10 protein-coding genes are annotated in these 12,014 nt (G+C 61.1%); 5 read left to right on the forward strand and 5 right to left on the reverse strand.

Going from position 1 to position 12,014, the window contains the following annotated elements:
- The first annotated feature begins 111 nt into the window (after positions 1-111).
- Both LOC54_RS12340 and LOC54_RS12345 read left to right on the forward strand, forming a co-directional pair.
- On the forward strand, positions 112-321 hold the full coding sequence (locus LOC54_RS12340) for a hypothetical protein (RefSeq protein WP_408740293.1): 210 nt from the start codon (positions 112-114) through the stop codon (positions 319-321).
- Complete coding sequence (locus LOC54_RS12345) at positions 279-548, forward strand: LrgB family protein (protein ID WP_408740294.1); 270 nt, start codon at positions 279-281, stop codon at positions 546-548. The genes LOC54_RS12340 and LOC54_RS12345 overlap by 43 nt, the downstream gene beginning before the upstream one ends.
- A 134-nt stretch (positions 549-682) precedes the next feature.
- Here LOC54_RS12345 and LOC54_RS04750 read toward each other — a convergent pair whose 3' ends face one another.
- From LOC54_RS04750 to LOC54_RS04770, 5 genes are all read right to left on the reverse strand, one after another.
- The gene (locus LOC54_RS04750; RefSeq protein WP_279312690.1) at positions 683-1,321 is read right to left on the reverse strand and encodes an ankyrin repeat domain-containing protein; all 639 of its coding nucleotides are present in this window, start codon (positions 1,319-1,321) and stop codon (positions 683-685) included.
- A gap of 67 nt (positions 1,322-1,388) precedes the next feature.
- A complete protein-coding gene (locus LOC54_RS04755) occupies positions 1,389-3,515 on the reverse strand; it encodes a VWA domain-containing protein (RefSeq protein ID WP_279312691.1) in 2,127 nt (708 codons plus the stop codon).
- 7 nt (positions 3,516-3,522) lie between these two features.
- On the reverse strand, positions 3,523-6,282 hold the full coding sequence (locus LOC54_RS04760; protein WP_279312692.1) for a DUF4159 domain-containing protein: 2,760 nt from the start codon (positions 6,280-6,282) through the stop codon (positions 3,523-3,525).
- 4 nt (positions 6,283-6,286) lie between these two features.
- Entirely contained in the window at positions 6,287-7,258 is a 972-nt protein-coding gene (locus LOC54_RS04765; RefSeq protein ID WP_279312693.1) for a DUF58 domain-containing protein, read from the reverse strand.
- Positions 7,259-7,264: 6 nt separating this feature from the next.
- Positions 7,265-8,284: a MoxR family ATPase gene (locus tag LOC54_RS04770; protein ID WP_279312694.1), complete on the reverse strand. Its 1,020-nt coding sequence runs from the start codon at positions 8,282-8,284 to the stop codon at positions 7,265-7,267.
- Between the two features lie 159 nt (positions 8,285-8,443).
- Here LOC54_RS04770 and LOC54_RS04775 point away from each other — a divergent pair, with 159 nt between their 5' ends.
- From LOC54_RS04775 to LOC54_RS04785, 3 genes are read left to right on the forward strand one after another with little or no spacing between them, the layout of a single operon-like run.
- On the forward strand, positions 8,444-9,007 hold the full coding sequence (locus LOC54_RS04775) for a DUF1285 domain-containing protein (RefSeq protein ID WP_279312711.1): 564 nt from the start codon (positions 8,444-8,446) through the stop codon (positions 9,005-9,007).
- On the forward strand, positions 9,007-10,209 hold the full coding sequence (locus LOC54_RS04780; RefSeq protein WP_279312695.1) for a CCA tRNA nucleotidyltransferase: 1,203 nt from the start codon (positions 9,007-9,009) through the stop codon (positions 10,207-10,209). The genes LOC54_RS04775 and LOC54_RS04780 overlap by 1 nt, the downstream gene beginning before the upstream one ends.
- A gap of 38 nt (positions 10,210-10,247) precedes the next feature.
- The gene (locus LOC54_RS04785; RefSeq protein WP_279312696.1) at positions 10,248-12,014 is read left to right on the forward strand and encodes an ABC transporter ATP-binding protein; all 1,767 of its coding nucleotides are present in this window, start codon (positions 10,248-10,250) and stop codon (positions 12,012-12,014) included.

The following is a 12,014-nucleotide window of genomic DNA, read 5'->3' on the forward strand; positions in this document are numbered from 1 at the left end:
GATATCGCCTGCCATGCCTGGAACCAGATCGTCGAACAACCTTGGCGCATCATGTCAATCGGACTGCGCAATTGGGCACATAGGTTCTAGCAATCAACGGTTGGTATCAGGTTGTGGAGTCGCTATGGTCAGACGCCCTGGCGCAATCCTGCGCTTGTTGGCATCCTGGCCCTGTTCACTCTTCTTTCCCTGACCAGCACGGCGTGCGAGGACTATTTTGGCAACGTAAGAATCATTCACTTTCTGCTGGACCAGCGGCAACGCCCTGGTCATCCCCCTTGCAGAGATCCCAGCTTATTCTGCGTAGTCTTCAGGCAATGACGCGGCCGCTGATGGTCGGAGCCGTAACTTTGGCAGGTAGTGCTACCGTGCCGGTTCTGCTGCTTGGCGGGGCTTATGAAGTAGCTCCGTCTATGGCACCAAAGGTTGTTACCAAGCCGATTGCGATAGGCACTGCAAGACAGTTCGGAGGTGTTCCGGCACTGGCACGCATTTTTGCAATTCTGGGAGTGGTATCTGGCGGCCGAGACAGGGGAGGCATGCAGTGATTGGGAGGCGTGCGCACGGACTGCTGGCCGGAACCGCTTTTACAGCGCTGAGTGTGGGGCTGAGCGGTCTTGTCACTTTCCTGATCATTCCGGTGATGATCCGTCTGTTCGGGGGGTATAGGATATTCCGACGATCAGCTACCGTCGAAACCGAGGAAGCCCTCGGCCGGGGCTGGAGTACCGCCACCGATGTGGCGACGCACAGCCGGATGGGTCGGGCCGACGGAGGATCGACCACCTATATTGATATGGCCTGAACCGTTGCTCACCTTCACTGATCCGTGTGACGTGCTGGCTGTCATGACGCCCGTATCGGGCTCAAGCGAACGCATGGAGAGAAGGAAGAACGTGATATCGTTCCTGTTCAGATCGATGGAGGCATCCAGCGGGGTCTGTCCGAGAACGTTCTTCTGCTCGAGATCCGCTCCGCGATTGACGGCATCGCGGGCAGCGCTGAGGGATCCGTGGTCGATCGCATCAAAGAGCGCTGCAGTCGGTTCCAGATCGGTGTTGGAACGGCTGTTATCCTCGTCTGAAGATCTGGCGCCTGGCAGCGCATCCGGCGGTGCTGCGGCACGTGCAGCACGGCGGGCTTCCGATTTTTTTGCAGCGGCTTCGGCATCTGCCTGCGCCTCAGCCTCATCCTCATCATCCGCGCTCTGCGCCCAGGCATGATGGACAGGAATGACCACGGAGGCCGCAACCGTCATCAGCGAGACTGCGAAGGCCCGGTTGAGAAGGGAACGGGAAGCTGTTTTACGCAAATCGGACATACGGACTCTATAACGCAGAAACAGGATCCCGGTCACCGGGAGATTTACGAAACGTCAATGACTCAGGTCAGAAACGCTCCTCCCGCCACCATGCAACAGGAAGCAGGATCAGCACAAGCAGGAGTATGAGCCAAGAAGGCAGCAGAGGCGTACTGCTGCTGCCGGTCGTGATATGGGCGCCGCGTTCCGGAAAGGCGCTGCGTCCGGCTGAGGAAAGCGACTGTCCCGGGGATACGACGGCCATTGCCGGAACCGAAATCGAAGCCGGATTATCTCCAAGCCAGGTGATGCTGCCTCCGCTGGCCTGAACGACGGGGCGCAGCTTTGCCGCCGTCGCCTGAAGTTCCCCGAATTCGGCAGGATCGTTCTGCCCCGGCGCAGCGAAGACACGATGGACACCATCGGACACCACCCAGATTCCAGGTTCTGTTGCCGCCATATGAACGCTTGCGGAGCCAGTGGAAGGTGCCGCCAGAGGAAGGCGGGTTTCTTTACCATCCGGTGCGGTGACTACAACGGCGGAGGGCAGGGTATCGCGGGCACTGTGCAGGGTTATCCGCAGATCATCCTGGACGAAGCGGGCCTCAAGGCGGTTTTCCTCAAGATCTGGCTCCTTCATCAGCCAGTGCGAAATCCGCCTCAGAAGCTCAGCCTGGGGACCACCGCCGTCCTCTCCGCGTGACCAGAGCCATATCTGATCGGACAGCAGCAGCGCGACACGTCCCTGACGGACATGATTGAGCAGCAGCAGCGGGGAGTTATCCGCTGCATTCATCAGCACATCGCCCTCGCTGCTTTCCGTATGGAGGTAGCGATACCACGGTCCCCACTCACCACCCCTGGCAGTACCGCCGCCTGCCGGAGCACCGGAGAGGCCTGATGTGACCGGGTGGCGGCGACCTTCCGGGGTAAGCTCCGGCCGGAAACGACGGATGACGATGCTGTCATTCCCCGGCGCAACTCTTGCAGGCAGGACATCTCCGACGGGCGAATCCTGCAGCGAGCCGGGTCCGGTGAATTCCGGTCCGGCAATCAGAAACAGTCCGCCACCTTCCTGTACGTAGCGGGCGATATTCTGCATGTAGAGCGTCGGCAGGATGTGATCGTTCTCAAATCCGTCAAGGATGATCAGATCGAACTGGCGAATCTTGTCGTGAAAGAGCTCACGAACAGGAAAAGGAATGAGGGCAAGTTCGGACAGAGGTGTGCCGTCATCCTTGCCGGGGGGGCGCAGGATGGTGAAGTGCACCAGATCGACCGAGGGGTCTGCCTTGAGAAGCCTTCGCCAGACGCGTTCCCCCTGATTGGGAGCACCGGACACCAGCAGAACCTTGAGGCGATCCCGGACACCTGTGACGGATACGACGTCCTGGTTGTTGATCGTTGAGACCTCCCCGGGCAGAGGCTGGGCCGAAAGACTGATCAGCGTTTCTCCGGGGTGAGTGACCGGCAGGGAAATATCCTGCGGAGCTCCTGTTTTTACAGGGATTTCAACAGGTTCTCCGCCATCCTCGCGGACCGTCAGTGTGAGAGGCGTTCCGGCTGCCGTGCCTGGTCCGCTGTCATCCACCTGAACGCGCAGGGCCGCGGGATGTCCTGTCACTGTATAGGGCGGGGCCTGAAGAATCCGCAGGCGTCTGTCCGTTTCCTCTCCTTTTGCCGTCAGCAGAACATGCAGAGGGAGTACGGTTCGGTGGCCATCTTTGTCATGTGGCTGCAGCCGCTCGGGCAGGCGGGTGACGGCGTCGGCAACCTGACCATCCGTAATCATCACCGCCCCTGCAAACTGACCGGGCGGGATATCGGCACCGGCCTGATCAAGAGCTTCCATCAGGCGCGTGCCATGCCCGTGGCTGCTGCGGACGGGGACAACCCGAAGGAGCAGATTATCCGGATGTGTGCCCAGTGCGGTCGCTGCGGCCCGGGCAATCTCACTGCGGGAGCGCAAACTCATGGACGGAGAGTCGTCAACAAGCACGAGCGCCGTCTGGGGAAGCCCGTGATGCTGTTCCTTCAGGAGACGGGGACCGGAGAGCCATGCAAGCAGGATTGCCGAGACGATCAGACGAATGATTCCACCGCGCAGCCGGACAAAGAATCCTGCGATGGTCAGAGCAACGCAGACCACTCCCAGAAAAATCAGAGCAGGCAGTGGAATAAGTGGCGAGAAAATCAGCGAACCGTAGGAACCCATGGGAGCCTTACTCCCCCAGACGCTTCAGGATTTCGGGCACATGGACCTGATCGCCCTTGTAGTTTCCGGTCAGGGCATAGATCACGGCGTTGACTCCGAAACGGCAGGCGGCCTGACGCTGATCATCGCCGCCAGGGAACAGTGCGAAAAGAGTGTCTCCGGCGGAATCCGTCGCCCAGGCGCGCGCCCAGTCTGCCGAGCCGATGATGACCGGACTGACCTCGTCATTCCCGGTGTCGCCTTCCTTTGCCACCCATACCGGCCGACCGGCATACCGACCGGGAAAATCATGCAGAAGATAGAATGTGTGGGCCAGAACATGATGGTCATCAAGGTGTTTCAGCGCCGGGACCGGCAACCCTGCCGTCACCTTTCTCAGCAGGGCCGGAGAGGCGGAGTCATCTTCCGTGCGCTGGGTATCGATCATCAGGATTCCGCCATGAGCCATAAAAGAGGTCAGTGCGGAGGTAAAGGCCGGCGTGACTTCAGCATCGGGCCGGACCGGCCAGTAAAGCAGCGGGTAGAAGGACAGGTCATCCGTGCCGGGATGAACACCGTCCGGCGGCCCGAGACTGGCAGATGTGCGGGCGTTGACATAGGTCGAGAGGCCCTGCAGCCCCTGGCGGGATGCGGTGTCTGTCTCGTCATTTCCCGTAATGACATAGGCAAGTCGCGTACTGATGGCGGCAGGCGGGACGTCCGGGTGATTCTGAGCCGGTGTATCGGCCGGAGGTGCCGCCGTGCTGTCCTGTGCATGTCCGGAATATGGCAGGACCATCAGCGGAATAAGCGCGAGAGCGGCAAGATGCCGACGTTTCAGGCTCAGCCTCAGCCGGGCGGCGAGCATGATCATCTGATCCGCGAGAAGGAGCAGGAAGGCGGCGATCAGGAAAAACTGACCATATTTTCTGTCGGGATGATGCCGGGAGGTGTCGCTCAGTGAACCGCTCAGCTTTTCCGGATCAAGACGGGTCAGGGTTGCACCGGCATTGAGGGCGCGGCGTGATGCGCTGCTGCCGTAAAGCCCTGCCGGATGTGCACGGGAAACCGGAGTGCTGCCGAAAGCAGATGCGGGCAGTCCTTTTGCCTGTGGCGGTGCGGCTCCGGGAATTCCGTCACCATCCAGCGTCAGGACCGGAGCCAGAATCGTTGTGTCAGACGGGATTTCCACACCGTTTGCACGATCTGACAGCCGTTCGAGCATGGAGACGAACAGCCCTGAGAGAGGGAGGTTTGACCAGTCAGCCGTGGCAGTGACGTGGAAGAGCACGATCTCACCCTTGCCGAGACTGATATGCGTGACCAGAGGTGTCCCGTCGGCCAGACGCGCCCAGGTATGGGTATTGAGATCGGAAGCCGGGCGGGCAAGAACCTGTCTTGAGACTGTCACGTCTTTTGGTATGGCAAGATCGTGGAAGACTGAATCCGCAGCAAACGGTGCCAGAGGCTGCGGACTGCCCCAGGACATGGCGCCGCCGAGCTGTCGGGATCCGGCCATCAGGCAGACAGGCAGGAGCGTCTGCTCCGCCGGGCAGGGTTTATCAGCCTGCTCCGGTTCCTCGGTCATGTTTTCCTGCCCTGCCGAGAGTGTGGTCCCCGCAAAACGGATCAGCGTGCCGCCGTTTTTCACCCAGGCTGCAACACGTTGCCTGATATCCGGTCCGGAGAGGGTGCCATCCGGAGCGATAAGCACCGAGAGAGGGCGGGAAAGCAGGGAATCAACGGAACCGGTCTGCAGTTCTGCTGCGGAAGACAATGCACGGCGAAGGTAGAACTGACTGCCGATGAGAGGCGTATCTCCGCCGCCGGTGGTGAGGAGGCCGACAGGGCGGAGGCGATCTCCGTCATCAAAAATCAGAACGGAAGGAACGGAAGCCTGTCCGTCAACCGTCAGCGTATCTATCTGATTTCTCATAACGGATGGCAGATCCGGCATCAGAATCTGCGTCTCCCTGTTGTCCGGAGGCAGGGAAACATCCGCGACCGCGAGCGTTCCTCCGGTCCTGTCCCGGGCACGGACCCGCATCCGTGTGGTCTCGGTTGCCGGAAGGGTGATCAGCCGGGCTAAGGCCTTGTCGTTGCGCTGCGCTGACGGGGCCAGAACGACAGGGCGATATCCGGCAGGTCTGATTTCACTGACCTGCCCGGATTTCTGCAGTGCTGTCCGGAACATATCATCCGCAGCAGAGGCGATACCGTCGGAAAGATAGACGACCGTTCCGATATTCGCATCGCCGAGCTTCAGGAGGCGCTTCGTGGCAAGTGCGCGGTCGGACGGCCAGGCAGACGGGCGCAGCGTCTCCAGATCATGACTGACTTCCGTTGCCGCTCTGGCTTTCAGCAGGGCGGGATGTTCATCCTCTTCCGTCAGATCCGCAGTGCGGAGAAAAACGATATTACGATGCATCCGCGCCGCATCGTCGAGGATGCTGTTCATCGCGGAGATGCGTTCATTCCAGCCCGGCGCCGACATCATCCCGTCATCCAGAACCAGAAGGATATTGCCTGTACCACCAAGTGTCAGACGCGTTCCCGGGATAAACGGACCGGCCAGACCGATGATGACGCAGGCCAGCGCAAGAGCACGGAGCAGAAAAAGCAGGACCGGCGGCTTCGCGCTTTGTGGCCGGGAGGGAGACAGGCGGGCCAGCAGTGCAACAGGCGGAAAACTCCGGGTTTCCGGTGAGGGCGGACGGGCGCGCAGGATCAGCCAGATCAGCGGAATGGCAAAAGCGGCGAACAGCAGGGCCGGTAAGGCAAACGTCACGGAATCAGCCTCCGGAAAAGCGGCCGGACATCTGCTGATGCAGAGTCAGCAATGCGGTTTCCGGCGCGGAATCCGTCCGGTGCAGGATGATACCATGCCCGCTTTCCGTAGCATGACGCATCAGCAGGGTTTCTCTGGCCTGAAGCAAGGCTTCGTAATCTGCCCTCATGGCGGAGACATCCGGCAGAACGACCGCCTCTTCTCCTTCCATGCCCGTAAAGCGCATATGACCTGTCCAGGGCAGGGTTTCCTCCGCAGGATCCATGATCTGCAGGAGATGGGCCGCATTGCCTGAGGATGTCACATGCTGCAGGAACGATGCAGTCTCCTCGACAGTGCAGAGGAAGTCGCTGGCGACAACCAGCCGGGCATTGCGAGGCAGAATTGCCTGGTCCGGCAGGGAGTGCTGCCCTGCACCGGATGCATCCGCCATCATGGCCCATCCGGCGGCCAGACGGGAGGCAAACGTGCCGCCCGGAGGCAGTCCGGCCGGACCATCCGGTGAAAGAAGCCGCACACGCTCTCCGCCACGATGCAGGGCAATCCCTGCGGCCAGCAGCATCAGCAGTGCGCGGTCCTGCTTCTCCGGAAGCACGTCTGCAGAGCGCCAGCGCATGGAGGCGGACAGATCGCACCAGAGAAGAACCGTTCCGGCACTTTCAGCTTCGGTCTCACGAACCCATGCCCGGTCGCTTCTTGCAGACTGACGCCAGTCTATACGATTTGCAGGCTCTCCGGGCTGGGCCGGGCGATACTGCCAGAATGATTCCCCCTGACCGGAGCGGCGCTGCCCGTGCAGCCCTGCCGTCAGACTGGCGGCAATCCGTTCTGCCTGAAGGGTTATGGCCGGAAGCCGGGCGGCAAGTGCGGACGCATCTTCGGGCGTGGCTGAACGGCTCTCTCCAGAGGGCGGGATATCACCACCGGAGAAGGACGACCTCCTGAATATACGACGCAACCTGTCACTGACGGCCACCGTCAATTATCCGAGCCTGCCGGTAAGCTCTCCGACGACCGCACTGACCGTCACGGACTTTGCCCTCGCCGGGAAGGTGAGGGCCATACGGTGCGCCAGAACCGGCCCGGCCAGCGCGATTACATCTTCCAGGCCGGGAGAAAGACGTCCGTCCAGGAGCGCGCGCGCGCGGGTGGCAAGCATCAGGCTCTGTGCGGCACGCGGCCCTGGACCCCATGCGACATTTTCACGCACGAACGGCAGATCAGAGGTTTCCGGGCGTGCGCTGCGGACGAGGGAGAGGATGGCATCCACAATCCTGTCACCGACGGGCAGGGCACGCACGACCTGCTGTGCCTGTGCCACCTGCTCCGCTGTAAGAATCTGCCTCGGCTGTGCAACGTTCTGTCCCGTTGTGGCCAGAAGCATTGCCCGTTCGTCATCGCGAGCGGGGAAGGTCAGCTGAATCTGCAGCAGAAAACGATCGAGCTGCGCTTCCGGCAGGGGATACGTGCCTTCCTGCTCGACAGGATTCTGGGTGGCGAGGACATGGAAGGGGGCGGGCAGGGGGTGTTCCGCGCCGGCAACGGTCACTTTCCGTTCCTGCATGGCCTGCAGCAATGCGGACTGAGTCCGCGGACTGGCGCGGTTGATCTCATCAGCCATGAGGAGCTGGCAGAAAACCGGACCCGGCACGAAACGGAAACTCCGGTGGCCGGAGGCGTCCTCGTCGAGAATCTCACTGCCGGTAATATCCGAAGGCATCAGGTCAGGGGTAAACTGGACCCTGCGGGAATCAAGGCCAAGCACCGTGCCGAGCGTGCTGACCAGCAGCGTCTTGCCAAGCCCGGGAGCGCCGACCAGCAGCGCATGTCCGCCGGAAAGAATACTGATCAGCGTCTGATCGATCACATCCCGCTGTCCGAGGATGATCCGGCCGGTCTCTTCCCGGACGCTCCGGAGTGCGCGACTGACGGAATCGGCGAACTGCGCGAGTTCCTGGCCGGGGGTGGGGAATGCGGAAGCTGCAGAGGAGTCTGTGGTCATGGTCTCAGTCTGACACGTCCTGGGCTGACATCAAGGGGGGTTACATCAGATGGGTATGGCACCCTATATCGGGGGAACGGATACAGAGAAACAGCATCGGGTTAACTGAACGTGTCCATCGAAACTGATGATGCAGGTCTGCCCTGCTGCTCCGGCGGCATGCAGGAGAAAAATCCCCGGCGGGGTGCCGGTCCTCAGGATTGCGGAAAACTGCCGTTTCTGATCCGTCGTGACGGCGTCTGGCTCTACCGCGGAAGTCCGGTAAAGCGAAAGGCGCTTGTCTGTCTGTTTGCCTCCGCCCTGACACGTGACGAGAAGGGCCTGTTCTGGCTGACGACTCCGTCAGAATGCGGAACCATCGAGGTGGAGGATACCCCGTTTACAGCGATTTCACTGCAATGGTGCGGAGCAGGACGGCAGCAGGAACTGGTTTTTCGTACGAATGTGGATCAGATCGTCGAGCTGGGTCCGGATCACGGGCTGAGAATGGACTGGGAAAAACATCAGGGTGAGTGCGAGGGCGTTTCTCCCCCGGCTGTTCTGGTGCGTCCCGGAGCGGGAAAGTTTCCGATCGAGGCAAGGCTGAGCCGTCCGGTATGGTATGAGCTCGCGGCCTTGGCGGAGCCCGGGGTCTGGCGCGGAAAATCCTGTTTTGGCGTCTGGAGCCGCGGTCTTTTCTTTCCGCTCAGTTGCGGTACCTCCTGCCATGACGCCGGATGCTGATGAAAATCAGTCTTGACGGGCTGATGCACAGGCATGTTCCGGAAACGGTGTGGCAGGTTATCCCTGACGCGAGGCTGGTTGGCGGTGCGGTGAGGGATCTGATTCTCGGGCGGGCCTCGGCAGATATTGATATGGCCTCTCCGTATCCGCCGGAAGAAGTGGCCTGTCTGTTTGAGGAAAAAGGATTTTCAGTCATTCCGACGGGACTTGCTCATGGCACCGTGACAGTCATGGTGGATGGCCATCCCTGTGAGATCACGACGCTGAGGCGGGATGTGCAGACGGACGGTCGCCATGCACGTGTCGCCTGGACTGATGACTGGGCTGAGGATGCCGCACGGCGTGACTTCACTTTCAATGCGCTGTCCTGCGATCGGTCGGGGCGAGTTTATGACTATTTCGGCGGCTGTTCGGACCTGGAGGCAGGGATCGTTCGCTTTGCAGGAGATCCGGCGAAGCGGATCGAGGAGGACGCGCTCAGAATTCTGCGTTTTTTCCGGTTCTTCGGAAGATTTGGCAGGCAGGCTCCTGATACGGCAACGCTGTCGGCCCTGCGTAATGGTGCCGGACTTCTGAAAAATCTCTCTCCCGAGCGTGTCTGGTCTGAGATGAAAAAAATTCTCTCAGGTCCGCAGACTGCCAGGGGTGTGGGTATGATGGCAGAGACGGGCGTTCTTCACGCCGGTTTCCCGGAAATTTCTGTCGGAGGCAACAGGGGGACTGATCTTATGAACCGGGCTCTGGCCTGCGGCATACCGGATGATCCGGTGCTCCGGTTCGCGCTCCTGACGATCCCTTCCGGCGCAGTCATTGCGGAGCGGCTTCGTCTGTCACGTGAAGAGGCCAGACGCGTAATCCAGTTGCCACAGACGCCTGCGCTGCATCCGGGCAGTTCCCGCACTGACATAATAAGGGCGCTTGCCGATTATCCGCTCCTGGCCCTGACGGATCGCTCCTGGCTTGCTCAGGCAGAATCTGGGGGTGATCAGGATCGGGGCTGGGACAATCTGCGGGAGAGAATATCCGCGCTCCCGGTGCCGGTATTTCCGCTGGCCGGGCGGGATCTGGTCGCTGCGGGCGTGCCGCCGGGACCGGAGATCGGACAGATTCTTCTCCGGGTAAGAGGCTGGTGGCTGGAGGAGGGCTGTGTGCCCGACCGGGAGGCCTGTCTGACTTTCCTGCGGCAGATGATTACGGCCTGAGGCTTTCACACCACAGGATGGGCTGATAGACGGGCGGCATGAGTGGAAAAAGACGGTCCGGAGCCCTGTCCTCCGGAGACACCCGCACGATGTCCCGGCGCCTGTGGCGTGAACAGATCAGCCGCTATCCCGGGCGCATAGGCACGGTTATTCTCCTGACAGTGCTGACGGCCGGTCTGACAGCATTCTATCCGCTCGTGATCCAGCGCGCACTGGACATGTTTACGACCCATGACGAGCGCATCCTCTATCAGGTGCCTCTGCTGATCGTGATACTGACGGTTGCGAAATCAGCAGCGCAATATGGTCAGACGCTTGCCACCCAGGGGCTGGTGCTGATCGTGATCCGGGGACTGCAGGGGGAGATGTTCTCCCACCTCTGCACGGCTGATGTTTCACGTCTGGAGCAGGAGGTTCCAGCCTCCCTCGCGGCGCGTTTTACGACCGATGTGGTGTCGATCCGCGATGCGATGATCCGTGCGGTCAGTTCGGTCGGTGATGTCGTGACCGTCATCGGGCTGGTGGTGGCGATGTTCTGGATGGACTGGGAACTCAGCCTGATTGCGGGTCTGCTCTATCCGGTCGCTGCGGTGCCGATACAGAAGCTTGGCAAGCGTGTGCGCCGTGCTTCCGGCAATGTGCAGGAGCAGACGGGACAGACGGCGGCGTTGCTGACGGAGAGCTTCTCCCTTGCCAGAACCGTTCGGGTCTATCGCCTGGAAGACAGAGAGGTCGCCCGGGCGGATCATTCTTTCGATATGCTGCACAGTGCGTTTCTTCGTATCGTCAAAGGCCGGGCGCGGGTCGATCCTCTGCTGGAGGCTCTCGGGGGGTCTGCCGTTGCCGCCGTTCTCGGGTTCGCCGGATGGCGTGCCGCGATGGGTGGCGCGACGCTGGGTGACTTTTCCGGCTTTGTCGCCGCGCTGCTGCTGGCCGCGCGTCCATTACGGGCGCTGGGTGCATTGAATGCGGCCCTTCAGGAGGGTCTGGCCGGTCTGGCCCGGATTTTCTCCGTCATTGATGAGGCACCGGCCATCCGCTCGGACAGCACGGCCAGGCTTCTCCCGGACGGACATGGTCATCTGGTCTTCAGGGACGTGACCTTTCGCTACGCCGACGGGCGGGAGGGCCTGAGAGGTCTGAATTTCGAGGCGCGCCCGGGTCTGACCGTGGCCCTCGTCGGACCGTCCGGGGCAGGGAAATCCACCGCTCTTTCACTGATTCCCCGCCTGCATGACGTTACCTCAGGCTCCGTGACTCTGGACGGGGTCGACCTGCGTGAGCTTCGTCTCGACTCGTTGCGGGATGCTCTGGCCTATGTGTCTCAGGACACGCTGCTTTTCGACCTTTCCGTGCGTGAGAATATTCTCATGGGACGCCCCGGCGCGACTGAGGATGAACTTTATCAGGCTGCGGAAATGGCATCCGCCGATGCGTTTATCCGGCTGCTGCCGGAAGGGTATGACACCCGTGTCGGTCCCGGCGGACAGCGTCTGTCAGGCGGGCAGAGACAGCGCATCGCACTCGCCCGCGCCCTGCTACGTAATCCGCGCCTGCTTCTGCTGGATGAGGCAACCAGTGCCCTGGACAGCGAAAACGAGGCGCAGGTTCAGGCGGCACTCGGAGCCGTCCGTAAGGGACGCACGACAATCGTGGTGGCACATCGCCTTTCCACGGTACGCTCAGCCGATCTGGTTATTGTTCTTGATGAGGGCGTTGCTGTTGAAGCCGGTACGCATAACGAGCTTCTGGCAGCAAACGGTCTCTATGCACGTATGGTCAGGACGCAGGAACTGCCCTCCTGA

The organism is Acetobacter sp. AN02 (assembly GCF_029759835.1).
GTDB lineage: Bacteria > Pseudomonadota > Alphaproteobacteria > Acetobacterales > Acetobacteraceae > Acetobacter.